This window comes from Nitratidesulfovibrio sp. 1201_IL3209 (assembly GCF_036763125.1).
In the GTDB taxonomy this organism is placed as follows: Bacteria; Desulfobacterota; Desulfovibrionia; order Desulfovibrionales; family Desulfovibrionaceae; genus Cupidesulfovibrio.
In genome coordinates this window covers 1-23,829 of sequence record NZ_JBAIYT010000027.1, presented here as the reverse complement: position 1 = coordinate 23,829, position 23,829 = coordinate 1, and the positions used below count along the sequence as shown (strand labels likewise).

Sequence of the window (23,829 nt, the reverse complement as noted above, 5' to 3'; positions counted from 1 at the left end):
GAACCGCGCGCCGCCATGCTGCGGCCAGACGCTGCCAGACACGATCAGACGCGGCCAGATGTGATCAGATGTGATCAGACGTGGCGAGACGCCGTCGGACGTGGTCATGACGTGCCGGAGGGGGCGGAGGGATACGGCGTAAAGACGCGGCGGGAAGGGTGAATGCGGGACGAGGCCGGGCTAGCGGCCGATAAGCCCCAGCCTGCGCATCCGCAGGTGGATCTCGCGGCTCACCCAGGCGTCGGTGGCGGCGTACAGCACCTGCTGGGGGGCCAGTTCGCGGTTGCTCCAGTTGGAACACTGGGCGCCCTTGGAGATGCGCACTTCCAGGAAGTTGGCGGCAAGGTTGCGCAGGCCGTGCGTCTCAAGGCCCAGGTCGCGCGCCACTTCGCCCAGGTCCACCACGCCCGCGTCGTTGAAGGCGAACAGCTTTTGCAGGTCGCGGATGTCGTCGCGCACGGCCACGCCGGTCTTGACGATGTCCGCGTCGGACAGCACCGAGGCCAGGGCCTCGCCGAAGGGCAGCCAGTTGAGCTGGAACAGGTAGACCACGTCGCTGCAGGCAAGCTGCACCAGCGACGGCAGATTGATCTTGCCCTTGCGGAAGGTGGGCCGGGTTTCGGTGTCGAAGCCCAGCACATCTTCGTCGCGCAGACGGTCAATGGCATCCGCGAGCTCTTCCTCGCTGCGGACGATGCGGATTTCACCCGCATACCGCTCGAGAGGCAGCTCGTTGATCTCGTCCTTGCTGATCTTACGCCGATACCGTTCGGGAATCTTCTTCATCAGGTGGCACTCGGGAAGGCGCGGTCCACGAAGCCGGAGATGCGACGAACCGGCGGCGCGGGATGCTGGAAAGGCACGAAGCGCGCGGAGGCTCCGGCGGCGGCATTCATACATGATGGGCCGGATTACGTAAACCCCCGGCGGCCGGCGCGGCCAGGCGCGCCGCTACATGCGGGCCACGTTCAGGAACACCGCATGCAGCACGGCCGCCAGCACGGCGAACGCGCGCCACGCCACCGCCGGGGAGACGCCCGGCAGGGTCAGCCGCATGGCCCCGTGGCGGCACGCGCCGATGCAGTCGCGGCACAGGGTGCAGGACAGGGCGGGCCGCCCGGCGTCCAGTTGCTTCGCGTCCAGCGCGTTGTACCGGCACACGGCCAAGCACGCCCCGCAGCGGGTGCAGCCCGGCCCCACGCGCAGCCGCCACGGCGCAATGCGCCCCAGCAGATTGCCCACGGCCCCCATGGGGCAGAAGGCGGTGCAGTGCACCATCATGCCCCGGCGCGAACTCAGCCCCGCCATCACCGCCACCCCGGCCAGCCCGAACAGCCCGGCCGCCGTGGCGGCCACGCCCACGGGCGCCCCGGCCCGGCCCATGGCCCATGCGGCGGCAAACACCGTGGCGGCCAGGCACCAGCGCAGCACCACGGCCCAGCGCGGCAGCGGCGCGGGCCCCCCGCCCTTCCGCGACTTAAGGCCCTTGCCGTCCTTCTTGGCGGCGGCCCCGCGCAGGCGCGAGCAGGCATCGTCCCACGCGCCGATGTAGCACAGGTGGCTGCACCACGCGGGACCCAGCAGCAGCACGGAGACGCCGAACAGCACCAGCATGAACACGCCCTCGCCCCGGAACAGCGGCCCGGCCAGGATCAGCGCGGGCACCGGCAGGTGCAGCGCCCCGGTCATCAGCAGACGGTGCGCACCCAGCAGCCCCAGGGCCAGTTGCCCGAAGAACACGGCGGAAAACAGCGCCCACAGGCGCGGGCGGGCCTTGCGCGCCCGCACGGGGTCCAGCAGCAGCCCGGCCGCCCACGCGGCGTACACCCCGGCCAGGACGACCTGGAGCGGCCCGAAGCCGGGCAGGAAACGGTCGGACAGCAGCAGTACGATGCTGGCTGTACGCTGGCGGGCCAGCCACAGCAGCCCCACGGCCAGCAGAAAGGCCACGGCCCGGGGCCATGCCGTGTCCGTGCCGAGATGATGGCGCTGGCGTCCCGCCTCGCCCGCCAGCCGCCACCAGGCGGCCATGGTCAGGCCAGCGACCGCCGCCATGATGGCCGCAAGGCGCAGCCAGTCCATGCCGAAGGCCATGCGGAAGCGCACCAGGTCCACGCCCGTGGATGCCCAGAACAGCCCGCCGCCGAACAACGCCGCCATGGCCACCAGCCGTGCCCAGGCCAGGCGGGTGCAGGCCAGTCCCGCCATCACGCCCCAGGCCGCCGCCATGCCCCAGTCGCCGGAGCGCACCGCGTGGGCCGCCAGCAGGGCGAAGGACAGCAGGCAGGGGACGGTCACGGACCAGAACGCCCCGCGGCCCGCATCTCCGTCCGCGCCAGCGGGCGGGAACGGCGGCACGGGCCGCGAAAGATGATCAAGGGATGGTTGCGCGGATGGCTGCATGGCCGGACGCCCTTCGGCAGCTGTCTCCGCCGCCTTCCCGGCGCCCGGAAGGATCGTCCGGGCATCGGCCCCGTCATGCGACGGAGCCGATGCGGCACGCGGGCGGCGGGATTCGGGAAGGTCGCTGGCCATGCGTCGCGGGGATGGATGTTACGGGGTTGCGCCCGGTGCGCCCTCCCCTTCGCCCGTTTCCGGGTCCGGGGTGTCGAAGCGCACGGGGGCCATCTTTTCGGGGGCGCGCACCGGCCCCGGCAGGCTGCCCGCCAGACGCGCCGCCGTGGCGGGGTCGGAGGCCACCAGGTCGCCAAAGCGCAGGTGCAGCCGGTATTCGCGCATGTACCACGCCAGCGCGTTGCGCAGGGCGCGCACCACGCCGTCGTCGTCCAGCAGGTGCGACTGGCCGGGGAAGCCGGAGGCGCCGGGCACCTCGTCCAGCCCTTCCAGTTCGGTGGCCAGACGGGGGCGGCGGCCCAGGCGGCCGCCCACCACCACCCGCCAGCCCTCGCGGGCCACGGGCAGGGCCTTTTCCGGGCAGCGCTTGATGCACAGCCCGCAGGAAAGACAGTTCTCGGGGTGCAGGCGCGGCCCGTCCTCGTCCCCCTCACCCAGTGTCATGGCGTGGTCGGGGCACAGCCGTTCGCACAGCCCGCAGCGGGTGCAGGCGTCGGAGGCGCGCCCCGGCGTCCAGGCCCGGATGATGCCCACGTCCGCGATGTGCGGGCGCGAGCAGCCGTTGGGACACGCGGACACCGCCACGCGGAAGGCGTGATGGTGCAGGATGGGGCCGCGCACCACGTCACGCAGGAATTCCGGCCAGCCGCTTTCGGCCACCACCCGTTCCAGCCGGACCAGAAAGCCCTCCGGCACGGGCAGGGAAAAGCGGCAGGTGCCCCCGCGGGAGGAGGAGACGGTCGTGCCGCGGCAACCGTTGACGATGAAGGGAGAGGGAGCGCGATCGGACATGGTACTCCTGTGGCGTGTCCGCCGTGCGTGCACCATGGCACGGCGGCGGGTTCCGGTCAGTGACGCAGGTCACAACGAAAGGGAAGGCCGAGCCCGCGTGCGCATGGTTTCGCAAGGGGCCGCTTTCACCTACTTCCCGATGCAGAACGAAGAAAAGATATGCTCCAACACCTCGGCGGGGGTGGTCTCGCCGGTGATTTCGGACAGCACGGCGCAGGCGCCGTCCAGCCGCACCGAGCACAGGTCGTACGGCACCCCGGCGCGAACGTCCGCCACCAAGGCGTCCAGTTCATCCAGCGCACGGCGCAGTACCTGAGCCTGGCGCAGGTTGGGGGCAAGATCGCCGGACTCCGGCTCGCCGCCTGCGCCCGTCGTATCCGGCGCGCCCGCAGTGCCAAATCCCGCCAGCACCATGGCCCGCGCGGCGGCGGCCAGTTCGTCCACCCCCTGCCCGCGCAGGGCGGACACGGCCACGCAGGGGCAGCCTTCCACCTCTGACGGCCATTGGACGGCGGCCGTCCCCTCCGTGGTATCCCCCCCCTCCGTGAACTCCGCGAGGTCGGTCTTGTTCAGCACCACCAGCACCCGGCCCCCCTCGCCGGGGGACTGGCCGGACTGGCCGGACTGGCTGGAACGGCCGGGAGGAACGGAAGAGGTGGAATGCGCCGCGCCCGCATGCTGGTCGCGCACCTGGCGCAACAGTTCGCGCTCGGCGTGGCCCAGTCCGGCGGCGGCGTCCACCACCAGCAGGACCAGGTCGGCCTGGGCCACCAGGTCGCGGCTGATGCGCACGCCCTCCCGCTCCACGATGTCGCCGGTGTCGCGCAGGCCCGCCGTGTCCACCAGGCGCACCGGCAGCCCGGCCAGTTGCACCGGCTCCTCGATGAAGTCACGGGTGGTGCCGGGCATGTCGGTGACGATGGCCCGGCGGCGGCCCAGCAGGGCGTTCATCAGGCTGGACTTGCCCGCGTTGACGTGCCCGGCCAGCACCACCAGCGCCCCTTCCTGCCAGCAGCGGCCCCGCTCGTGGGCCGCCAGCAGGCCGCGCACCCCGGCGGCCACGGCGCCACATTCGGCCACGAAGGCATCCGGGGCAAGGCAGTCCACCTCGTCCTCCGGAAAATCCACGGCCACGCACACCTGCGCCCGCAGGTCCAGCAGCCGCACCCGCAGTTCGGCAACCCGCGTCCCCAGCAGCCCCTGCAACCGGGCCTGGGCCAGGCGCAACCCGCCCCGCGCTGGCGCGGCGATCATCTCGGCCACGGCCTCGGCCTGGGTCAGGTCCATGCGCCCGTTCAAAAAAGCCCGCCGGGTGAATTCGCCCCGCCCCGCCAGGTGCGCGCCACAGGCGCAGGCCGCCTCCAGCACCGCCGCCAGCACGGCCGGGCCGCCGTGGCAGTGGATTTCGGCCACGTCTTCGCCGGTGAAGGTGCGCGGGCCGGGCATGGCCACGGCCAGCACGTCGTCCAGCGGCGCGCCGGATGCGTCGCACGCGCGGCCCCGGTGCAGCGTCCACGGCCGGAACCCGGAAAAACGCGGCGAAGCGGGCAGGAACAGCCGCCCCAGAATGGCATGGCTGTCCGGCCCGCTGATGCGGATGATGCCCACCCCCCCGTGTCCGGGCGGGGTGGCGATGGCGGCGATGGTGCCTTCCTGCCGCATGACCTGCTCCCCGGCGCGGCGCCCCGCCCGAACTCGTGCCCCGGCGGGCGCGCGCCCTTGCGGACGCGAACGGGGGAAACCCTGTGGGCCTCCCCCGCGACGCGCTTCGACCATGTATGTTCCCGCCGCCCGCCGCAAACGGGATGTTCCGCCCGCGGCCCCCGGCGGCACTGCCGCCGGAGTCGGCCGGCTCAGCTTTTCTTCTTGCGCATGATGATCACCCGCTTCAGCGGGCCGTCGCCCTTGCTGCGGGTGACCACCTCTTCGTCGTCCTGCAACGTCACGTGCACCACCCGGCGGTGGTACGAACTGAGCGGACGGGTGGACTGCGGCTTGCCGGTGGCGCGCACCTTTTCGGCCAGGTGCAGGGCGATGTCGCGCAGCTTGTCGTCCTGCCGCTCGCGGTAGTCGCCGGAATCCAGCTGCACCCGCACCGACGCGCCGAGCTTGCGCGAGACGATGCGCGAGGCCAGGTACTGCAACGCCGACAGGGTCTGCCCCTCGCGGCCGATGAGCAGCCCGGAATTCTCGCCGCAATCCACGGAAACGTTCACGCGGCCCTCGGCCAGTTCGACGGAAAAACCGGCTTCGCCGATGACCGGCGTGACCAGGCGTTCCATGACCTCCACGGCCACCTGCTTCACCTGCTCCTGGTCCAGCTGTTCCAGCGGAATTTCCGGCAGTCCGTCGCCGCCGTGCTCGTCGGCGTCGTCCAGCATGTCGGCGTCGGCGCTGGCCCGTTCAGGCCGTTCCGGCCTGTCCGATCTGTCCGGCCGTTCGCCGTTACGGCGGGGGCCGCCCCGGCGGCCAGGCTGGTCCGGCTGCCCGTTGCCCTCGTCCTCCTGCGTCTGGCGCGCGGGACGCGGCCCGCGTTGCGGCGACTGGGGACGCGGCGGCTGGGGGCGCGGCGAACGGGCGGGCCTGCCGCCCGGACGGGATTCGTCCGGCGGACGGGATTCCTGGGGCGCACCGCCTTCGGCGGCCTGGCCATCGCCTTCGCGCGCCTGGCCGGGCCGGTCGGCCTGTTCGCCACGGGCCTCGCCGTCGCGGTCGCGGCGGCCACGGCCACCACGGCGGCGGCGACGGCCGCTGCGCTCGCCCTCCGGCCTGCGTTCGTCGTCCTCGTCGCCGGAATCCGCGTCGTCGCGGGAATCGTCAAGGGCGTCGGCCATGACCGGGGCCGCTTCGCCTCGGTCACGGCGGGGACGGTCCTCACGCGAACGGTCTTCGCGCGGACGGTCCTCACGTGGACGGGAGGCACGGGCGGGCCGGACCTCGGGCGCATCCGCGCCGTCGGCGGCTTCCGCACCGGCGGTTCCGGCCGTGGCGGCGGCACGTTCGTCGCGGGGCTGCCCGGCGGGGGACGCGTCCATGGCGTCGGCGCCGGGCGCAACCGCCTCCTGCCGCGACCCGCCAGCCGGGGAGGCAGACGGGGCCAACCGGCCGATCTGGGCGCGGCGGGCGCGGATCTTGGCCTTGCGCGCCCCCACGATGCCGAAGATGCCGGACTTGGCGTCCTGGACAATGTCTATCTCGAGTTTCTCGCGGGGGGCGTCGAAATAGGAGCAAGCCTCGCGAATGGCATCGTCGAGGCTTTTCCCCTGGAACTCCTTGTATCCATCCATGCTGTCACCTCGAAGTGGGAGGGAGGGGAGGCGGAGCGGGAGGTGTCCTGCGGGCGGCTGGCCCGCCGCCGGGCCATGCGCCCGTCATGCGGACGCGCGCCCGGCGCGTGGCCGCCCTCCGCCCGCGCCTGGCGGACGGAGGGACGGCGAAAGCCACTTCCTATGCCTTGCGGAGCATCCACCACTGCTGCGCTATGGACAGCACGTTGTTGCACAGCCAGTACACCACGAGGCCCGACGGGAAGCTCAGGAACATGAAGGTGAACACCACGGGCATGAACATCATGATCTTGGCCTGGGTCGGGTCGCCGGGGGCGGGTGTCAGCTTCTGCTGCAACAGCATGGTGGCGCCCATGACGATGGGGGTGATGTAGTACGGGTCCTTGGCCGAAAGGTCGGCCAGCCAGACCATGTCGGTGAACGGCAGATGCGTGATGAACGAGGCGTGGCGCAGTTCGATGGCGTTCAGCAGCGCCTGGTACAGGCCGAAGAAGACGGGAATCTGCACCAGCATGGGCAGGCAGCCGCCCGCCGGATTGACCTTGTAGGTCTTGTACAGGCGCATCATCTCTTCGTTCATCTTCTCGCGGTCGTCGCCGTGCTTTTCGCGCAGCTTCTGGAGCATGGGCTGGAGCTTCTTCATCTGCTCCATGGACTTGTAGCTCTTGTGCGAAAGCGGCCAGAACACCAGCTTGATGACCACGGTAAGCAGGATGATGGCCACGCCGTAGTTGCCCACGTACTTGTGGAAGAACACCAGCATGTCCACCAGCGGACGGGCGATGACGCTGAACCAGCCGAGGTTGATGGCCTCCGACAGGTGGTTGGGCGCGTCCTTCAGCAGTTCGCGTTCCTTGGGGCCGAACCAGTAGTTGCACGCGGCGGAGGTTTCGCCGCCGGCGGGGATGGACACGTCGCCGCGTTCCATGGCCACGCGGTACACGCCTTCCTGCAGCTTGCCCTTCATGGTCACGCCGGTGGTGTCGACCGGGGCCGCCGCCACCAGGAAGTAGTTGCTCATCACCGCGCCCCAGCTCAGGGCGCCGGTCTGCTGCACGCCCTTCTCGAGGTCGGAGGCGCTGGTCTTCTCGTCGAAGGACCCGTCGTGCAGCCAGGCCACGCGGGTGTGGTCGTACTGGCCGCCGTTGGGCGACAGGTTGCCCGCGCCCACGGTGAAGCCCACGCGCACGGTGCGCGCCTCGGCCAGCGGGGCCAGGCGCACCGTTTCGGAAATCAGGTAGGTGTCGGCGTTGAAGGTCAGCTCGCGCACCACGCGCACGCCGTCCACCTCGCCGGTGAAGGTCAGCACGCCCGACTGCCCGGCGGCCAGCGACATGTCGCCGCCCTCGAAGGACCACTGGCCGGTGCTCCACGAGGGCTGGCCGTTGATCAGCAGGCCCAGGGGCGACATGACCGTGGAGGCGGTGTCCACCAGGTCCACGGCCGGGGCGCCGGTGGTGATGGCCGCCCGGTAGCGGGTGAGGCTGAAATGCTTCAGCACGCCGCCGCCGGAATGCAGCACGGCCTTGTACAGCGGCGTGGTCACCGTCACCTCGCGTCCCGGGGACGGCAGGAAGACGGGGGCGTCGGCGCGGGGAGCGGGCGCGGGGGCCGGCTCGGCCGACTGCGGAGTCGACTGGGGGGCGGCCTGTTCCTGCTGGGTCTGGGGAACGGGCTGGCCGTTCCAGCCCATGTGCTCGGCAAGGTAGCTCCAGCCGAGCATGACGGCCAGGCTCAAGGTGACGGCAATGATGACGCGCTTACTTTCCATGGGAGATCGACAGCTCCTGTGCTGTTGCATGTCTGGCTGTTGCGGTGGCGGAAGCGCCGGGGGCAACGCGTCCGGAATGCCGGGACGGGGGCACGGGATCGTACCCGCCTGCGCACCACGGGTGGCAGCGCAGCAGCCGCCGGCAGGCCAGCAGCAGGCCGCGCAGGACGCCGTGCGTCAGCACGGCCTCGGCGGCATAGGCGGAGCAGGTCGGCACGTACCGGCAGGCGGGCGGAAGGCAGGGCGAGATGAAGCGCTGGTAGCAGCGGATGGGCCACACGACCAGTTCGCGCGGTAAGGTGCTCATTGCGCTCCGGTTTCCGCCTCGCGGGCCGTGACCGGCCGGGCCTCGTCGGTGGGGGTGGCGCCTGCGGGAGCCGTGCATGGCACGGCTGTTCCGAGCCTGGAAGGCTCCGGTCCCGAAGGCTCCGGTCCGGAACCATCCGCCATGGCCGCCTTTGGCCCGTGGGGGCCGGTGCGGTCTTCCGCGCCGTGGTGGGCGCGGAGTTCCGCCAGCAGGGGCAGGAGTTCCCGGGTGACGAGGGCGAGTGTGACCCGCTCGGGCTTGAGGTGGCGCTTGGGCACCGCGATGACGTCCACGCCATCGGGCATCAAGGCGCGGTGGAGCCGGAAGAACTCGCGCAGCACCCGCTTCACGCGGTTGCGCCGCACGGCCGACCCCGTCTTCCTGGTAACGGCCAGCCCCAGGCGCCACCCTTCCGGGCTGGCCGTGCGATCCAGGTCGAACAGGACGAACAGAACGAAATGCTTGGAAAAGAGACGGCGTCCCTTGTCGTAGCAGGCCACGTAATCGGGCCTCCGGACAAGCCGGTTGCGCCGGGGGAAGACTAGAGAGCTAATCTTTTGCGCCCCTTGGCGCGGCGGCGGCGAATGATGGCGCGGCCGTTGGGGGTGCTCATGCGGACGCGGAAGCCGCAGGTACGCTTGCGGCGGATCTTGCTGGGCTGGTAGGTTCTCTTCGACATGGAATTTCTCCTTCAAAAAATATGAACGGACCTGTTTACCCGGTATGCAGGTCCGCGTCAAGCGGAGCCTGAGGCCGTCAGGAACGGCGCCGGGCGCGGTGCGGCCCGCGTCCGGCACCGCAGACATAGGCCCTTCGGGCTTGGAATTCAAGTGAAATCGACGCGCCGGACGGCCCTACGGCCTTGTCGCGCCTGGCCTTCCCCCCCGCCGCGCCGGGGGACGCGCCATGCGCAAGGCCCGGCGGTGCGCGCAGTGGGGCGCGCCGCCGGGCCCTGGCAGTTATTTCGGGGCCTGGGGTCAGGAAGCCCGCCACACCGGATCAGACTGTCCCGCCGGGGCCTGCCCCGACTGGAGCGAACTTTGGGACGTACCTTGGGGCGTGACTTGCGGGGCCGCCTGCGGCGCGGGGGCCGGAGCGGCCTTGGCCGCCGGTCTGGAAGCCGGTTTCGCGGGCGCCTTGGCGGCGGGCTTTTTGACCGCCTGCTTCTGGACCGGTTGTTTCTGGGCCGATTGCTTCTGGGCCGGGGCCGCCTTCCTGGCCACCGGCTTGCCCGCCGTGGCGGAAGACCTGGACCCGATGGGCGGAAAATCCTTGAGCAACGGCATGGCCGCCGGGTCCGTGGGCATCCCCGAGGCCGAAGGCGGCACGGCCACCGGCGCCGGGGCCACCGGGCGTCCGCCCGGCTGCCCGGGCGCGGCGGGCACCGCCATGGCCGCCGCCGCGCCGGAAAACGCCTGCCGCCGCCCGGAGTACTGGCTCCACGGGTCGCCCTGCCCGGCCATCATCCTGCGCGTGTCGCCGCGCACCGGCAGGTGGTACTCGTAGGCGGCCATGACGGCGGCATCGTCCAGCCGCACCACGCGCAGCGAGACGTAGGCCGTGCCGCCCGCCAGCGAATAGGTGCCCACCAGGGCCGCCTGGGCGTCGTATTCCGACTGCATCAGCCGGGTGGCGTCGCGCGAGAGCAGGAATTCGCCCTGCGGCGAAAAGGTCATGGCCCGGCCCATGCGCGCCTCGAGCACGCGGTAGCCGTGCTGCCCCAGGCGCGAGGCCACCTGCTGCATGGTCACCCGGCCGAAGGGGGTGCTGCGCTCCAGGTTGTCCACGTCGGCCAGGGTGGCCACCAGGATGGGACTGCCCGTGCCCACGCGCGAGGCCATCACCGCGTGCAGCGCGTCGGCCGCGTAGGTGTTGGCGTTGAGCAGTTCCGACCCTTCCGGCGGGTTGACCAGCACGGCGTCCGGCACGGCGGGCTGGCGCGCGGCCGCGCCCACGGGACCGGCATCGGCCCGGGCCGGGGCGGCATGCAGCGCCAAGGCCAGCAGGATGGCGGGCAGCGCGGCGGACAGCACGGCCCGGTGACGTTTCGGATATATGGCGGATGCGGACATGCGTCGCCTCCCGGTTTTCTTCTGTGATCGCGGGCCATCGGGCCCCGGCGTTCCCGCGGCCCGTGGTTTCGACGGCCCGTGGTCCCGGCGGCTTTCCCCGGCCTACCTGTTGACCATGGGCACGCTGCGCGGCCGGAAGGGCCGCACCGTGTGGCCGGGCGCGTCGGGGTCCACGTACTTGCCCAGTTCGTCGCCGCGCACCACGAAGCCGTCGGCCGTGTGGATGACGTAGCGGTTGCCGTGCCACATGGTGGTGGTCAGCACCACTTCCCACGTGTCGTCGGGGCGGGTGTGCGCGGCGGCCACCGTCTGCTGCGCCCCCACGGGCACGGCGTGCACCGCGAAGTCCAGTTCCACGGAATCGGCCTCTGGCGCCAGGGAAACCTGCATCCCGCGCGAGACCAGTTCCGTGGCCAGCAGGTTCTGGTAGGCCAGCGCGAAGGGCCGCGCGTTGGGCGGGGTGATGCGGATGGGCAGGGCCACCAGGTCATTGCGGTCGTCCAGGGCCTTGTACACCCGCAGGGCCGTGGCCGTGGCCATGCGGCTCCAGTCCTCGGGTTCGTCGATGGAGCGCCCGGAGCGGGTGTCGGCAAAGGGCTGGTCGGGCACGTTGCGCGGCGGCGGGGTGGCCACCGGGCCGCACAGGCCGTCGGCGGCGGGGCCGGACATGGCAAGAGCCACGGCCAGCAGCAGGGCGCGGGCGGCGGCGTGGAACGCACGGGAACGGCGAAGCATGGGGGTACCTTCCGCAAAGGGTCGCGGCGGGGTGGGCGCACCCCGTCGGAAACTTCATCGGCCGGATGGCGTTTTGCTTTAGAGCGCCGGTTGCGGAGCAGGAAAACGGGCAGGTGCGGAGGGACCGGGCGCGGGCCGACGAGAACAGGAAACCAGGCAAACCGGCGGGTTCACTGGCTGGGGGGGGGCTCCGGCCACGCGGCCCCCGTCGCCGGACGGGTGCGCAGATGCCCCGAGCCGCCTCGCCCGGAGCCACAGACCGGGCCACTGCCCGAGCACGGCGGCCAGGCGCTATTGCCCGAGCACGGCGGCCAGGCGCGCCAGGGCCGTGCGCAGATGGCTGACCGCCGCGGAGGCATCGCCGGGGCGGACCTGCCCGTCCTCCTCGCCGTCCGCCTCTTCTTCCCGGCGCAGCAGCCACTCCAGCCGACTGGCGGCAAAGCGCACCTCTTCGGCGCCCACGTTGGCGGCCTCGCTCTTCAGCCGGTGGGCGTGCAGGCGCACGGCCACCGTGTCGCCGCTGCGCCAGGCTTCGGTCAGGGCGTCCAGCGCCCCGGCCACTTCCACGGTCATCAGCGCCAGCAACTCGTCGTAGCTTTCGGGGTCCAGTTCCAGACGGCGCATGGCGCCGGACCGGTCAAGTACGGGATGGTCCGGTACCGAGTGGTCCGGCACGGAATGGCCGCCATCCTCGCGGGCGGTATCCGCCGGGCCGGAGCGGCCATTGTTCCTGGTGTTCGGATTTTCGTCCTTCATCCGTCTGCCCTTCTTCCTGAAGGTGATATCTCTAGGCAGATAGCCCCAACGGCGTGCGCAGGCAAGCAAAAGGCGACCATGGCGTATTCCCGGCGCCGAATCTGGTGGCACGATTTTACTAATCACGCACTTGACGTTTGAATTTTGTGAAAAAAAGATGCATGGCAAGGGGGCAACACGCAGGAGGCGCCATGCATTCCGAACAGACCAGGGTTCAGGCCCGCGCACCGCGACACGGCGCGCACACCATCCGCATGCGCACGCACACCATCCACATGTGCACGCAGCCGGGCGCCACGGCGGGCGCATGTCCCGCGCCCCCGGCCGTGCTCCGGCGGGCCGCGCCGCTGCTCGCGGCCCTGCTCGCGGGCGTGGCCCTGCTGCTGGGGCAGACGCACCCGGCCCTGGCCCACCGGGTGAACATCTTCGCCTGGGTGGAAGGCGGGGCCATCCGCTGCGAAAGCTCGTTCAGCAGCGGCAACCCCGCCCGCGACGCCAAGGTCACCGCCACGCTGGCGGGCAGCGGCACGGTGATGGGCACCGCCGTCACAGACGCCAAGGGCCGCTGCGCCCTGCCCGTCACCCCGGAACTGCGCGCCGCCAGGGCCGACCTGATCATCGAGGTGCAGGCTGGCGAAGGCCACCGCAATACCTGGACCATGCCCGCCGAGGAATACCTGGCCGCGCCCGTCGGCATGCCCACCGCCCCGGCTCAGGATGACTCCAAGGCCGTTGCGCCCGCCCCTGCCGCCGCAAGCCCCGCCGGTACCGCGCAGCCCGGAGGCGCGGTGCTCGACGAGGCCGCCCTGCGGCGCATCGTGGCCGAGGCCGTGGCCGAACAGGTGGCCCCGCTGCGCCATTCGCTGGCGGCCATGCAGTCCGGCGGGCCGCGCATGGCCGACGTGGCGGGCGGCATCGGGTACATCGTGGGGCTGGCGGGCATCGCCCTGTGGGCCCGTTCGCGCCGCCGCTGAAAACGCCCCCGGCGCTGCCGATGCGCCCTGTCCCGAATCCCGGCCAAGCCCGTGCCACCGGGTTGCGCTTGCCCGCGAAACCGCCTATGCACCTGCCGTTCGCGCCCAGCCGCGCGCCACGCACCCTACCGCAGCGAGGCACCATGGCCGCCACCGACGCCAGGAAGCTGAAGAAACGCATCGCCGAGATCCGCCGCCGCAAGGCCGAGCGGAAGATGGACCCCTTTTCGCAACTCATCCACGACTTCTGCCGCCCGCTGCTGGCCGTGGCCGAGGAGTTGAGCGGCCCGGAGAACGCCGTGAGCCTTGGCGTGTTCGCGTGGAACGCGGCCTTCCTGCCCGACGAGCGCTGGCGCGCCAACCTGCGCCTGTCGCTGGTGCGCTTCGACCTGACCGACGACGCGCAGGAAGCGCTGGAAGGCATCGTGGAGGAGATGATCCGCCAGAAACGGCTGATGTTCCCGGACGACCGCCGGGTGGTGACGCGCTTCGACGTGACGGCGCGGGACGGCAAGGTGTTCGTGGAGGCCGCGCAGCGCACGGCCACCAGGGAACTGATGCCCCACCTGCGCCCGGAATACGCGGTCACCGCGCCCGGTGCAGAGGACACTGGCGCGGGCTGTTCGGGATGCGCCTCGGCCGGGGCGGGCGGATGCCCGTCGGGCGCGACGTGCCCCGGCTCCCTGAAACCGGGCCCGACGCCGGGCCCGATGCCGAGCCTGACGCCGGGCGTGCTGTTGCCCGGTCGGGATGCGCCCCCGGTCCCCCGGCCAGACACGCCGGACGACGCCACGGAGAGCGGCGCCGACGGCGGCAAGAGCTAGGGGCTGTTTCCAAATTAGGATTTTCGTTCGTTGGCAAGGAAAACGAGCCTGCCATGAGGGAGTATACTCTTATCGTATTCGACCGATATGGCAGGCGAAGTTTGACGACGCCAACGGGCGAAAGGACAATTTGGAGACAGCCCCTAGCCCGCCCTTCCCGGCTCAGCCGCCCCCGCCTATCCATGAAGATCGGGGCCGCCGTCCCTATTCCCCCAAGCCGTCCACGTCGCGCGCCGCCTCGGCCGGGTCGTCGCCCGAGGCAAGGCGGCGCAGCACCCGCAGGTTGCGGCGGTCCTCGGCCAGATCCTTGCCCTTGTGCGTTTCCAGCACCATGGGGTGACCGGCAAAGCGCGGGTCGCGCACCAGCCGGGCGAACCCGGCCGCGCCCACGTGGCCCAGGCCGATGTGCGCGTGCCGGTCGCTGCGTGCCCCGCACGGGGTGGCGCTGTCGTTGACGTGGAACAGCCGCACCCGTCCGAGGCCCACCGCGCGGTCCACCTCCCCGACCAGCCGCGCGTAGCCTTCCCGCGTGGCCAGGTCGTACCCGGCGGCGCAGGCGTGGGCCGTGTCGATGCACACCCCCAGCCGTTCGCGGGCCGGGCAGGCGTCCACGATGCGGCCCAGTTCCGCCACGTCGGCCCCCAGGCAGGTGCCCTGCCCGGCGGTGTTCTCCAGCAGCACGCCCACGCCCCCGGCCTGAGGATGCAGGCGATCCGCCGCGTCGAAGGCCGTGGCCAGCCGCGCGGCCACCCGGCGCACGCCGTTCTCCACGAACCGCCCACCGCTGTCGCTCGCCACGGGTCGCCCGCCGCTGCCGCCCTCCAGATGCGCGCCCGGATGCAGCACCACCCACGGGATGCCCAGCAGGGCGCAACGTCCGATCTCGGCGGCCAGCCCGTGCGCCGAACGCAGCCCTGCCTCCTCGTCCGGCGAGGCCAGGTTGAACAGGTACGAGGCGTGCGAGGCCACGAAGCCCCCGCCCCACTCCGCCACGGCGGCGCGGAAGCGCTCGGCGTCACTGTCTGAAAGTCGGGGCGCCTCCCACCGCCGCTGGTTGGCGGTGAACACCTGGAGGGCCTGCGCCCCCACGGCCCGGGCATGTTCCACCGCGCGCCAGAGCCCTCCGGCCACGGACATGTGCGCTCCGAACAACGGCATCGGCCATCATCCCCGTATCGTTGAGTGTTGTCCGCAACTGCGCTGCGCGTGGCGCGGCTCGTACCGCCGCGCTTCCGTATCGTGCAGGTTCCCTTCATGGCGTGCGACTTCGCATACCCGTACCGCCACGGCGCGGAACACCCACGGCATCGCGGGGCGGCATGCCCCCATGCGACACGGCCGCCTCCCTGCATGATGGCATGGACCATGCACCGCGCATGGGGGTCCCCTACCGAGTTCCCTACCGGGGAATTCAGCGTTCCACCCAATATCGTGCAGTGCATGCGCGTGCTAGACAGGCATCATCGAAGGGAGCCGTGAACCGCGTCACTCCCTTCCCGAACATGCCCCCGGAACAGCCCCCGGAGACGGTACCCCCGCTTCTGCCACCGTCTCCGGGGGCACTTCATTGCCAGACGCCATTACCAGACGCCCGCCCGCTTCCCGTCCGTCCTTCGACGCGCGCGGCAGCCCCGCCCCTTCAGCCCCGGTAGCCGAACAGCAGGCGCAGCAGCCTGCGCGCCCCGGCGAAAAACAACACCCGCGACACCACGCTGCCCGCCGCGCGGGCCGAAATCTCGCCCAGCGTGGGATAGGGATGCACGGCCCCGGCCAGCGCGGCAAGCCGCACCCCGCCGCCTAGCACCGCCACCCATTCGTTCAGCACCTCGCCCGCGTGCGGTCCCACGGCCTGCACCCCCAGCACCTTGTTGCCGCCCTTGCGCAGCACCAGCTTCAGGCGGCCTTCCGGCCTGCCCTCGGTGAGGGCGCGGTCGTTGGCGGCAAAGGATTCCACGTGTACGTCCACGGACAGGCCGCGCTCGGCGGCCATGCGTTCGTTGCAGCCCACCGAGGCCAGTTCCGGGTCGGTGAAGGTGCACCACGGCATGCGCGCGTAGTCCGCCCGGCGCGGCAGACGCAGCACGGCGTTGGCCACCACCACCCCGGCCTCGTGCCCAGCGGCGTGGGTGAACTGCCAGTCCCCGGTCACGTCGCCCGCCGCGTAGATGTGCGGCTGGCTGGTTCGCATGCGGCCATCCACCGTGATGCCGCCGTGCGCCCCGCTGGCCACCCCTGCCGCCACAAGGTCCAGCCCGGCGGTTTCCGGCGTGCGGCCCAGGGCCGCCAGCAGCCGGTCGGCCCGCACGGTGAGCGGGCCGCGCCCCTCGCCCTGGGGCAGTTCCAGGTCCGCCTCGACGCCCTCGCCGTGCCCGTCATGTCCGCTAGGTCCGTCAGGTCCATTGGGCACCGCGCGCAACATCTTCACCGTGGCCCCGGCCAGCACGCGCACTCCGTCGGCGGCCAGCGCGGCGTGCACCACGCCCGCCATGTCCGCGTCGTCGCGCGGTAGGATGCGCGGGCCGCGCAGCACCATGGTCACCCGCGACCCCAGCCGGGCGAAAGCCTGGGCCATCTCGCAGGCCATGGGGCCGCCGCCCAGCACCAGCAGCGACGCGGGCAGCGCATCCAGCGAAAAGAGTTCGCGGTTGGTCAGCAAGGGGACGGCGTCCAGCCCCGGCAGGGGCGGCAGTTGCGGCGACGACCCGGTGGCCACGAGGATGCGCGCCGCGCTCACCCGCCGCCCGCCGATGTCCACGGTGTGCGCGTCGCAAAAGCGCGCCGGGCCGAAACGCACGTCCACCCCCAGCGCGGCGAAGCGCTCCGGCGAATCGTGGCGCTGGATGACGGCCTGCACCTCGCGGATGCGCCGGGCCACGGCGGTGAAGTCCACCGGTTCCAACTCCGGTGCGGGCAGGCCGAAAAACGCAGCGTGGCGCATGACGTGGCGCGCCCTGGCCGTGGCCAGCAGGGTCTTGCTGGGCACGCAGCCGTGGTGCAGGCAGTCGCCGCCCAGGGCGGGCTCCCGCTCGGCCAGCACCACCCGCGCGCCCAGGCGCGCCGCGCCCGCCGCCGCCGTCAGTCCCGCCGCTCCGCCGCCGATGACCAGCAGGTCGGCGTCATGCCGTATGGTCCGGGCCATGGTCATCCTCCTTGCGGGCGTCCTGCCGCGCTTCCGCGACCGGGCCGGAACCGGATTCCACGCGGCGGGCGCGCACCCGGTCCAGCACCTTGCGCGCCGCCAGCGGGAACAGCCCCAGCAGGGTCATGGCCGCCAGCAGCCCCGGCGACAGCACGTCGCCCGGCGAAGCCACCGCGCCCAGTTCGCGCCCGGCGTTCACGTACACGGCGGTGCCGGGCAGCATGCCCACCAGCGACACCCAGAAATAGGTGCGCACGGGCATGGCCGTCAGCCCCATGAGCAGGTTCACCAGAAAAAAGGGAAACGCGGGCACCAGACGCAGCCCGAACAGGTAGAATGCGCCGTCGCGGGCCAGCCCTTCGTCGATGCGGGCCATGCGGTGGCCGAAACGGCGGCGCACCGCGTCGCGGAACACGTAGCGCGCCCCCAGGAAGGCCAGGGTGGCCCCCACGGTGCTGGACAGCGAGGTGGCCCACAACGCGGTCCAGAAACCGAACACCGCCGCGCCCGCAAGGGTCAGGGCCGTGGCCCACGGCAGCGACAGCGCGGTCGAGGCCACGTACACCGCCATGTAGGCGCCCACGGACAGTACCGGGCTGCCGTTGTGCCAGGCCACCAGTTCCGCCTGCGCGGCCTTGAGCCGGGCCAGCGACAGCCATTCGCCAAGGCCAGACCACCACGCCGCCGCAAGGCAGGACGCCACCGCCGTCAGCAGCAGGGCGCGTCGCGCCGTGTCAGTCAACCTGAGCCGCATGCGGGTCCTTCCGGGTGTTCCGGGCCGCCGCACGCCCGGCGTGCGGGGTGGTGTCACAGCGCACGGGGCGGACTGGGGACATTGGGCGGACTGGGCGCACAGGGGGCACCGTTCAGGGCTCCGTACAGGGCCGCGCCCAGCAGTCCGGCGTCGGGGCTGCGCACCAGGCGCACCGGCACCCGGCGCAGCAGGTCAGCGTGGGTGTCGCTTTGCCGGAAGGCTTCGGCAAAGGCGGGGTGCGTCACCAGCGCGGGCACGGCGGCGGCCACCCCACCGGCGATGAACAGCCCGCCCAGGGCCAGGGTTTCCAGCACGTAGTTGCGGCAGACGCGGCCATAGAACCGGGCGAACCATGACAGGACCTGTGCCAATATCGGGGGCGGCGCTTGGCCGGGGCCTTCATCGTCCCCGCAGCCCGAGGTCAGGCGGCCCGCCACTTCGGCCGGTTCCAGCCACTGCCCGGTGTGAAAGGCGTGCAGCAGCCGCAGGCCGGGGCCGGACACCACCAGGTCGCCGATGACCTCCCGCCCAGTGTGGGCGCGGATGAACGCGGCAAAGGCCATTTCCCGCTCGTCCGTGAAGGGAAACAGGGCGTGCCCCCCTTCCGAGGGCAGGGCCCGGGGCGGCGCGCAGGCATCGGGCGGGGGCAGCAGCAGGCACTTGCCAAGGCCCGTGCCCGCGCCCACCACGGCCATGGCGGCCTCCGGAGCGGGGGCGCCGTCCAGCACCTCCAGCACGTCCAGCGCGGCCGGGCGCAGGCAGGCGTAGGCCTGGGCCACGAAATCGTTGATCAGCAGCACCGGCGGCAGGGGCGGCACATCCGGCGCGCGCAACGCCGGGTCGTCCAGGTCCACCGCCCAGGGGATGTTGGGCGGCGTGCAGCGGCGTCCGTCCCGCACCGGCCCGGCCACGGCCAGCACCAGCAGCGCCGGGGGCGTGCCGATGCCCGCCGGAACGTCCGCGCAGGCAGCCTCCGGGGGCGCGAACAGCCCCGGCTCCGCAGCGGCGGCCCGGCGCAGCAGGTCCGGGAAGGACGCGGCAGCGGCCGTGGGCAGGCGCACCGCGCACAGGCGATCCTGCGGGCGCGGCACGTCGCCGCGCGCCAGCCCGTCCGTCTCGTACAGGGCGAAGCGGCTGTTGGTGCCGCCTATGTCCGCCGCCAGCACGCGCATGCGCTTTTCTCCTTTCGCGCGGGCATGCCGCACGGCCCCCTAGGTGAGTCCGGTCAGCGTCCGCAGGAAAACCGCGGCATCCGGCGACACCGACGAAAAGCTGAGCCGCACGTCGTTGCCGGTGCCGCGCACCACGCGGGCGGGCAGGCCCATTTCCTCGCCCCTGGGATTCTGCACGAACAGCATGCACACGGTACCCTCGGGAAACTTGCCGCGCACGGCGCACCGCGCGCCGGTCAGGCTGACGTCCCAGGTCATCACCGAAAAGCCGTACCCGGAAATCTCGATGCGCCCCTTGTACCGCCCGGCCACGCGGGCGGCGCGCCTGCGTTCGCCGCCCTGTTTGGCGGCAGGTGCGGCGGCGGGTGCGGCGTCCGGCTGTTTCTCTTCCATCCTGTGTTCCCCTCCTGCATGACATCGCCGCGTGCGGCCCCCTGCGCGCGGCTCGTCGTCTGATGTGCTCTGATGTGCGGTGATCGGCATGGCCGCCCCATATCGGACCATGCCCGCCGTATCCTTGAACTTCGCGCGTCCTGCGTCCTGTGCGGCCTGTCCACGGGTTCGGCCAGTTCGCCCAGTTCTCCCGGTTCGCCCGGCCGGGCGTCAGAGAAGATGGAGCGCGCCCGGAAAAACCGTCACTCCTGGGCACGCTCCACGCGCGCCAGGGCTTCGGCCGCCCGGTCCCGCCGTTCGCGCCACACCCGCCGGGCAAAGGCCCGCAGGGTGCGCGCCGCCGCGTCGGGCGGCGGCAGTTCCGGCAGTTCCGGCAGCCCCGGCAAGCCCTCGTCCAAGCGCGGCAGGGCCAGCGTGGCGTCCAGCGCGCACGCGTAGCCTTCCATGCCGCTGCCCGCCACCCTCAGCTTTTCCTGCCCTTCCACGTCCAGCGACCTGGCCATGCCCAGCACGCACGAGGGCGAGTGGTCGCGGTTGGCCTTGTCCACCAACTGATTGATCTCGGCGGCCCACTGGCGGTACCGCCGGTATCCCAGCCTGCGCACCTTGCCCGGCCGCCCCGGCACCGGGGATGCGGCGCCGTTGACGTAGTCGTCGAAGGCGCGCCAGGTGTCCGCGTACACCTCCTGCAGCAGCTTTTCGTACAGGCCGCCACGGGTCCAGGCAAAGGGCAGGTCACGGTGCGGGCAACCTTCCGTGCCGCCCGGCAGGCGCATGAAGTCCACGGGCACGCCCAGGGCGCGCCACAGTTGTTCGGCCATGTCCGGCCCGGTAAGCAGGTCCGCCAGCCATCCGGCATGGCACAGGGCGCGCTGCCCGGCCCGGCGCAGATCATCCTCGCGCGAGCGGAACAACTCGGTCTCGTCGTCCACGGCCTTGCGGGCGGAAAAGAAGGTCTCGGCCATCTCGCTGAGCACTTCATCCTGCAGGGCCGAAACCATCTCCTCACGCTGGTCGGTCATCACGTCTCCATGGCTGCGGGTCGGCCACCAGAGTAGCAGCGCGGGCAGCCCGTAGCAAGCGTGCCACTTGCCGGACGGGTTTCCTCGGTGGTAGCCGGGCGGAAGGGATGGCGCGTCCCGCGCCGTCCGCCTGCCCGAACCCGCAACGGAGGCCAGATGCCCGCCATACCGCACGACGCGCCGCCTTGCCCGCGGTCTTCCGCAACCGCCCAGGCCCACCGTCTGGACGGACCAGTCGCATCCCCGGCCGCATCCACCGAAGCACGGACGGACGACGCGCATGCGCGCATCCGGCTGCTGGGCCAGCGGCTGACGGCCCTGGGGGTCGCCCTGGCCACGGCGGAATCGTGCACCGGCGGGCTCATCGCCGCGCGCTGCACGGACGTGCCGGGCAGTTCCGCGTGGTTCACCGGGGGCGTGGTGGCCTATGCCAACGACGTGAAGCGCGACGTGCTGGGAGTGGACCCGGCCCTGCTGGCCGCCCACGGCGCGGTGAGCGAGCCGGTGGTGCGCGCCATGGCCGCCGGGGTGCGCCGCCTGACCGGCGCGCGCTTTGCCGTGGCCGTGTCCGGCGTGGCCGGTCCCGACGGCGGCACGCCGGAAAAGCCCGTGGGCACGGTGTGGATGGCCGTGGCCGACGGAGAGAACGTGCAGGCCCTGCGCTTCCTGTTTTGCGGCGACCGGGCCGCCGTGCGGAACGCCGCCGTGGACGCCGCCGTGGAAGCGCTGCTGGCCCTGTGCGACGGGCAGGCCATGCCGGGCGGAGGGAACGCGCCTTGAGCGGGGGCGAACGGACCGCGCCGCCGGGGGCCCCGCGGGCTGCGCCACCCACGCAGGGCGTGCCCGGCATGCTCCGCTGCTTCGTGGGACTGCCCCTGCCCCCGGAATGGCAGGACCGGCTGGCCGCGCTGCGCGACGAACTGGGCGTGTCCGGTCACGCTTCCGGCCACTCTCCCGGCGACGCCCGCGACCCGGCACTGGCGGACCTGCTGCGCCGCCTGCGCTGGACGCCCCCCGGCAACTGGCACCTGACCCTGCGCTTTCTGGGCGACGTGCCCGCCAGCCGCCGCGACGAGGTGGCGGACGCACTGAAGGCCATCGCCTTTGCGCCGGTCCCGCTGGCCGTGGGCAGGGCGGGCGTGTTTCCCGCAAGAGGCGCGCCGCGCGTATTGTGGCTGGGGCTGGCGCGGGGCGCTCGGGAATGCGCGGCCCTGGCCGGGGCGGTCAACGCGGCCTTGGTTCCGCTGGGGTTCGCGCCGGATGCCCGTCCCTTTGCTCCGCACCTGACCCTGGCCCGGCTGCGCGAGGCGCACCGCCCCGACAGGCGCGAAAATGACCGGCCCGGAAATGACCATCAGAGACACGGACGTTGGGGCGGCGAGCGGAACGGTGCCGCACGGTCCGGCGGCGAATCGCCATCCCCGCCCTCCCCCCGGGCGGCAGCGGATGCCCGCGATGCCCTGCTTGCCGCCGTCGATGCCCGCGTCTTCCGCTCCGCATCGCCGTGGCCCGGCTGCACCGTGCGCGACATGGTGCTGTGGCGTAGCGACCTTGGCGGCGCCCACCCGGTATACACCCCGCTGGCCGTACTGCCCGCGCGGACGTGACGCGCACGCCGGGACACCTCATGAAAAACGCCGCGCCCGAAGGCGCGGCGTCGTGCCGCTCTGTCATGCCCTGTCCCCGCCGGAGCGAAGGCGGGCATGCCGCTGACGGCTCACCGGCTTTCCTCGCCGCACGTCCTGTGCCAGCGGGAATACGGTTTGCCCTACGAGGCGTAGTCGCCCCTGTTGAACTTGAATCTCTCCGTGGCGGCCATCACTTCGAGTTCGTTGACCACGGCCGCGAGCCCTTCGTGGTCGGAAAGGTTGGGCATGGTCTGCTTGAGGTCGCGCAGCGAACTGTCGATGCCTTGCAGCATCGAATAGGCGCCGCGCAGCCCGCCGGAAGACGCCCCCTGCCCCAGTTCGCGGGCATAGGCCTCCCAGTTGTTCAGCAGGCCGTCCAGTTGCGCCATGGCCTGGTCGAGGCCGGTCGCGTCCGTGGAGGCGGCGTCCACGCCGTCCACGCCACCTGTGGACGAGGCCATGAGCAGCGGGTCGATGCCCGCCGCCCCCGGCGGCGCCACCGACGCGGCGGACTGCGCGGCCTCGGTGCCGGCCAGCTCCTGCGAGAGCAGCGCGCCGAAGTCGCCGGCAGCACTGGTGCCGCCGGTGGTCTTCCGCTGCGTCTGCTCCTGCCGTTGCAGGGCCTCCAGTTGTTCCGTGCCGATCTTCATGACGTCCCCCATGTCAGGGATGTAGCGCATGTCGTGCATGCAGGGTACGCCCGTGCCCAAGCAAGAACCCTGCCACGGGACTTGTGCGCGCAACATCCCGGAATTACAGCAACGCGCCCGTGCAAGGGGCGGGAAAAAGCTGCCGGGCGGCACGGCTTGCCCACAGGGGGACACTACGCATCAAATCGGCCCTTGTCTATTTCGCCCTCAAAGCATACTGTAACTATACGAAGAGGTTCAGACTGCCACCCGGCCCCGCGAGGGGTACGGAATCCGTAACCAGGGAGGAACACCATGAAGGACTTCAAGAAGATTCTCTGCGCCGTGGACTTTTCCGAGCACAGCAAGGACGTCGCCGAATATGCCGCCTCGCTCGCCAAGCTGACCGGCGGGTCGGTGGTGGTGCTGTACGCCGCCCCCTCGCTGAGCCAGTACGTGGGCTTCCACGTGCCGCCGAACTCCATCGAGAACTTCGTGGGCGAAATCGTTTCCGGCGCGGAAAAGGCCATGGAGTCGTTCGTGGCCGAGAATTTTCCGGGCATCAAGGCCGAGGGCCGCATCGTCACCGGCTACGCGGCCGAGGAAATCCTGGGCATCGCGGACAAGGAAGGCGCGGACGTGATCATCATGGGCACCCACGGCCGCAAGGGCCTGGACCGCATCCTGTTCGGCTCCGTGGCGGAAAAGGTGGTCAAGAGCGCCCGCCAGCCGGTGCTGACCGTCCGTCCTTCCGCATGACTCCGGGCCGCATAGCCTCGGGGGCCGCATAACTCCGGGCCGCGTGGTTCCGGGGCGCATGGCCCACCCCTTCCGAGGTCGGCTGGCGCCCCCGGTGGCGGCGGAAGAAGCACAAATCAAAACCACCCGCATAGCGGGTGGTTTGCTCTGCCCTATAAGGGCATCTTACCGGCCTGCGCCTAAAGGACGCTGCTTTCACTGCGTTCAAGCCAGTACCTTTGTCTCTTTGGCTACCCCTTGA

24 protein-coding genes are annotated in these 23,829 nt (G+C 71.7%); 5 read left to right on the top strand and 19 right to left on the bottom strand.

From position 1 onward, the window contains the following. Window positions 1-180: 180 nt before the first annotated feature. The 12 genes from V6B97_RS12550 to V6B97_RS12495 all read right to left on the bottom strand — a co-directional run bounded on the left by V6B97_RS12550 (window position 181) and on the right by V6B97_RS12495 (window position 12,294). A complete protein-coding gene (locus V6B97_RS12550; protein ID WP_333506862.1) occupies window positions 181-786 on the bottom strand; it encodes a 3'-5' exonuclease in 606 nt (201 codons plus the stop codon). 165 nt (window positions 787-951) lie between these two features. Further along, the gene (locus tag V6B97_RS12545; protein WP_333506861.1) at window positions 952-2,298 is read right to left on the bottom strand and encodes a 4Fe-4S binding protein; all 1,347 of its coding nucleotides are present in this window, start codon (window positions 2,296-2,298) and stop codon (window positions 952-954) included. Between the two features lie 255 nt (window positions 2,299-2,553). Next, a complete protein-coding gene (locus V6B97_RS12540; protein WP_333506860.1) occupies window positions 2,554-3,366 on the bottom strand; it encodes a 4Fe-4S dicluster domain-containing protein in 813 nt (270 codons plus the stop codon). Window positions 3,367-3,495: 129 nt separating this feature from the next. Then, the gene (mnmE, locus tag V6B97_RS12535) at window positions 3,496-5,028 is read right to left on the bottom strand and encodes a tRNA uridine-5-carboxymethylaminomethyl(34) synthesis GTPase MnmE (RefSeq protein ID WP_333506859.1); all 1,533 of its coding nucleotides are present in this window, start codon (window positions 5,026-5,028) and stop codon (window positions 3,496-3,498) included. A gap of 191 nt (window positions 5,029-5,219) precedes the next feature. Further along, window positions 5,220-6,653, bottom strand: a complete 1,434-nt coding sequence (locus V6B97_RS12530) for a Jag N-terminal domain-containing protein (protein ID WP_333506858.1) — start codon at window positions 6,651-6,653, stop codon at window positions 5,220-5,222. A gap of 160 nt (window positions 6,654-6,813) precedes the next feature. Then, window positions 6,814-8,424, bottom strand: a complete 1,611-nt coding sequence (yidC, locus tag V6B97_RS12525) for a membrane protein insertase YidC (RefSeq protein WP_333506857.1) — start codon at window positions 8,422-8,424, stop codon at window positions 6,814-6,816. Continuing rightward, window positions 8,414-8,731 (bottom strand): membrane protein insertion efficiency factor YidD, encoded by a 318-nt coding sequence (yidD, locus tag V6B97_RS12520; RefSeq protein ID WP_333506856.1) that lies wholly within the window; start codon window positions 8,729-8,731, stop codon window positions 8,414-8,416. The genes yidC and yidD overlap by 11 nt, the downstream gene beginning before the upstream one ends. Beyond that, window positions 8,728-9,285, bottom strand: a complete 558-nt coding sequence (gene rnpA, locus V6B97_RS12515) for a ribonuclease P protein component (RefSeq protein WP_333506891.1) — start codon at window positions 9,283-9,285, stop codon at window positions 8,728-8,730. Before rnpA ends, yidD begins: the two co-directional genes overlap by 4 nt. Then, window positions 9,273-9,410 carry a 50S ribosomal protein L34 gene (rpmH, locus tag V6B97_RS12510; protein ID WP_333506890.1) on the bottom strand — a complete coding sequence of 46 codons (138 nt, stop codon included), beginning with the start codon at window positions 9,408-9,410 and terminating at the stop codon, window positions 9,273-9,275. Before rpmH ends, rnpA begins: the two co-directional genes overlap by 13 nt. Before the next feature lie 298 nt (window positions 9,411-9,708). Then, window positions 9,709-10,803 (bottom strand): FlgO family outer membrane protein, encoded by a 1,095-nt coding sequence (locus V6B97_RS12505; protein ID WP_333506855.1) that lies wholly within the window; start codon window positions 10,801-10,803, stop codon window positions 9,709-9,711. Window positions 10,804-10,905: 102 nt separating this feature from the next. Continuing rightward, entirely contained in the window at window positions 10,906-11,538 is a 633-nt protein-coding gene (locus tag V6B97_RS12500; protein WP_333506853.1) for a hypothetical protein, read from the bottom strand. Between the two features lie 291 nt (window positions 11,539-11,829). Beyond that, window positions 11,830-12,294, bottom strand: a complete 465-nt coding sequence (locus V6B97_RS12495) for an Hpt domain-containing protein (RefSeq protein WP_333506852.1) — start codon at window positions 12,292-12,294, stop codon at window positions 11,830-11,832. Between the two features lie 191 nt (window positions 12,295-12,485). On the opposite strand from V6B97_RS12495, the gene V6B97_RS12490 reads away from it, so the two are divergent. Together V6B97_RS12490 and V6B97_RS12485 are read left to right on the top strand one after the other, a co-directional pair. Then, window positions 12,486-13,268, top strand: coding sequence for a hypothetical protein (locus tag V6B97_RS12490; RefSeq protein WP_333506851.1), 783 nt, complete (start codon window positions 12,486-12,488; stop codon window positions 13,266-13,268). A 143-nt stretch (window positions 13,269-13,411) separates the two neighbouring features. After that, window positions 13,412-14,092 (top strand): hypothetical protein, encoded by a 681-nt coding sequence (locus tag V6B97_RS12485; protein ID WP_333506850.1) that lies wholly within the window; start codon window positions 13,412-13,414, stop codon window positions 14,090-14,092. Between the two features lie 204 nt (window positions 14,093-14,296). Here V6B97_RS12485 and V6B97_RS12480 read toward each other — a convergent pair whose 3' ends face one another. From V6B97_RS12480 to V6B97_RS12455, 6 genes are all read right to left on the bottom strand, one after another. Further along, window positions 14,297-15,250 (bottom strand): deoxyribonuclease IV, encoded by a 954-nt coding sequence (locus V6B97_RS12480; RefSeq protein WP_333506849.1) that lies wholly within the window; start codon window positions 15,248-15,250, stop codon window positions 14,297-14,299. Between the two features lie 481 nt (window positions 15,251-15,731). Beyond that, on the bottom strand, window positions 15,732-17,231 hold the full coding sequence (locus tag V6B97_RS12475) for a dihydrolipoyl dehydrogenase family protein (RefSeq protein ID WP_333506848.1): 1,500 nt from the start codon (window positions 17,229-17,231) through the stop codon (window positions 15,732-15,734). Next, window positions 17,209-17,985 carry a TVP38/TMEM64 family protein gene (locus V6B97_RS12470; RefSeq protein WP_333506847.1) on the bottom strand — a complete coding sequence of 259 codons (777 nt, stop codon included), beginning with the start codon at window positions 17,983-17,985 and terminating at the stop codon, window positions 17,209-17,211. The genes V6B97_RS12475 and V6B97_RS12470 overlap by 23 nt, the downstream gene beginning before the upstream one ends. Window positions 17,986-18,038: 53 nt before the next feature. Then, window positions 18,039-19,157: a glucokinase gene (locus V6B97_RS12465; RefSeq protein ID WP_333506846.1), complete on the bottom strand. Its 1,119-nt coding sequence runs from the start codon at window positions 19,155-19,157 to the stop codon at window positions 18,039-18,041. A 39-nt stretch (window positions 19,158-19,196) separates the two neighbouring features. Then, window positions 19,197-19,550, bottom strand: coding sequence for a PilZ domain-containing protein (locus V6B97_RS12460; protein WP_333506845.1), 354 nt, complete (start codon window positions 19,548-19,550; stop codon window positions 19,197-19,199). A gap of 242 nt (window positions 19,551-19,792) precedes the next feature. Beyond that, window positions 19,793-20,572 carry a hypothetical protein gene (locus V6B97_RS12455; RefSeq protein ID WP_333506844.1) on the bottom strand — a complete coding sequence of 260 codons (780 nt, stop codon included), beginning with the start codon at window positions 20,570-20,572 and terminating at the stop codon, window positions 19,793-19,795. 156 nt (window positions 20,573-20,728) lie between these two features. On the opposite strand from V6B97_RS12455, the gene V6B97_RS12450 reads away from it, so the two are divergent. Together V6B97_RS12450 and thpR are read left to right on the top strand one after the other, a co-directional pair. Next, on the top strand, window positions 20,729-21,352 hold the full coding sequence (locus V6B97_RS12450; protein ID WP_333506843.1) for a CinA family protein: 624 nt from the start codon (window positions 20,729-20,731) through the stop codon (window positions 21,350-21,352). Between the two features lie 68 nt (window positions 21,353-21,420). Further along, window positions 21,421-22,179, top strand: a complete 759-nt coding sequence (gene thpR / locus V6B97_RS12445; protein ID WP_333506842.1) for an RNA 2',3'-cyclic phosphodiesterase — start codon at window positions 21,421-21,423, stop codon at window positions 22,177-22,179. Window positions 22,180-22,340: 161 nt separating this feature from the next. Here thpR and V6B97_RS12440 read toward each other — a convergent pair whose 3' ends face one another. Continuing rightward, window positions 22,341-22,880 (bottom strand): hypothetical protein, encoded by a 540-nt coding sequence (locus V6B97_RS12440; protein WP_333506841.1) that lies wholly within the window; start codon window positions 22,878-22,880, stop codon window positions 22,341-22,343. 264 nt (window positions 22,881-23,144) lie between these two features. Here V6B97_RS12440 and V6B97_RS12435 point away from each other — a divergent pair, with 264 nt between their 5' ends. Next, the gene (locus V6B97_RS12435) at window positions 23,145-23,588 is read left to right on the top strand and encodes a universal stress protein (protein WP_333506840.1); all 444 of its coding nucleotides are present in this window, start codon (window positions 23,145-23,147) and stop codon (window positions 23,586-23,588) included. The last annotated feature ends 241 nt before the right edge of the window (window positions 23,589-23,829 follow it).

Excerpts from the sequence above, each read along its gene's own strand:
- thpR (WP_333506842.1), top strand. The coding sequence starts at position 21,421 with ATGCTCCGCTGCTTCGTGGGACTGCCCCTGCCCCCGGAATGGCAGGAC.
- rpmH (WP_333506890.1), bottom strand. The coding sequence starts at position 9,410 with ATGTCGAAGAGAACCTACCAGCCCAGCAAGATCCGCCGCAAGCGTACC.
- V6B97_RS12480 (WP_333506849.1), bottom strand. The coding sequence starts at position 15,250 with ATGCCGTTGTTCGGAGCGCACATGTCCGTGGCCGGAGGGCTCTGGCGC.
- yidD (WP_333506856.1), bottom strand. The coding sequence starts at position 8,731 with ATGAGCACCTTACCGCGCGAACTGGTCGTGTGGCCCATCCGCTGCTAC.
- V6B97_RS12435 (WP_333506840.1), top strand. The coding sequence starts at position 23,145 with ATGAAGGACTTCAAGAAGATTCTCTGCGCCGTGGACTTTTCCGAGCAC.
- V6B97_RS12485 (WP_333506850.1), top strand. The coding sequence starts at position 13,412 with ATGGCCGCCACCGACGCCAGGAAGCTGAAGAAACGCATCGCCGAGATC.
- V6B97_RS12505 (WP_333506855.1), bottom strand. The coding sequence starts at position 10,803 with ATGTCCGCATCCGCCATATATCCGAAACGTCACCGGGCCGTGCTGTCC.
- V6B97_RS12550 (WP_333506862.1), bottom strand. The coding sequence starts at position 786 with ATGAAGAAGATTCCCGAACGGTATCGGCGTAAGATCAGCAAGGACGAG.
- V6B97_RS12440 (WP_333506841.1), bottom strand. The coding sequence starts at position 22,880 with ATGCGCTACATCCCTGACATGGGGGACGTCATGAAGATCGGCACGGAA.
- V6B97_RS12540 (WP_333506860.1), bottom strand. The coding sequence starts at position 3,366 with ATGTCCGATCGCGCTCCCTCTCCCTTCATCGTCAACGGTTGCCGCGGC.
- V6B97_RS12495 (WP_333506852.1), bottom strand. The coding sequence starts at position 12,294 with ATGAAGGACGAAAATCCGAACACCAGGAACAATGGCCGCTCCGGCCCG.
- yidC (WP_333506857.1), bottom strand. The coding sequence starts at position 8,424 with ATGGAAAGTAAGCGCGTCATCATTGCCGTCACCTTGAGCCTGGCCGTC.
- V6B97_RS12460 (WP_333506845.1), bottom strand. The coding sequence starts at position 19,550 with ATGGAAGAGAAACAGCCGGACGCCGCACCCGCCGCCGCACCTGCCGCC.
- V6B97_RS12450 (WP_333506843.1), top strand. The coding sequence starts at position 20,729 with ATGCCCGCCATACCGCACGACGCGCCGCCTTGCCCGCGGTCTTCCGCA.
- V6B97_RS12470 (WP_333506847.1), bottom strand. The coding sequence starts at position 17,985 with ATGCGGCTCAGGTTGACTGACACGGCGCGACGCGCCCTGCTGCTGACG.
- V6B97_RS12530 (WP_333506858.1), bottom strand. The coding sequence starts at position 6,653 with ATGGATGGATACAAGGAGTTCCAGGGGAAAAGCCTCGACGATGCCATT.
- V6B97_RS12475 (WP_333506848.1), bottom strand. The coding sequence starts at position 17,231 with ATGGCCCGGACCATACGGCATGACGCCGACCTGCTGGTCATCGGCGGC.
- V6B97_RS12465 (WP_333506846.1), bottom strand. The coding sequence starts at position 19,157 with ATGCGCGTGCTGGCGGCGGACATAGGCGGCACCAACAGCCGCTTCGCC.
- V6B97_RS12490 (WP_333506851.1), top strand. The coding sequence starts at position 12,486 with ATGCATTCCGAACAGACCAGGGTTCAGGCCCGCGCACCGCGACACGGC.
- mnmE (WP_333506859.1), bottom strand. The coding sequence starts at position 5,028 with ATGCGGCAGGAAGGCACCATCGCCGCCATCGCCACCCCGCCCGGACAC.
- V6B97_RS12500 (WP_333506853.1), bottom strand. The coding sequence starts at position 11,538 with ATGCTTCGCCGTTCCCGTGCGTTCCACGCCGCCGCCCGCGCCCTGCTG.
- V6B97_RS12455 (WP_333506844.1), bottom strand. The coding sequence starts at position 20,572 with ATGACCGACCAGCGTGAGGAGATGGTTTCGGCCCTGCAGGATGAAGTG.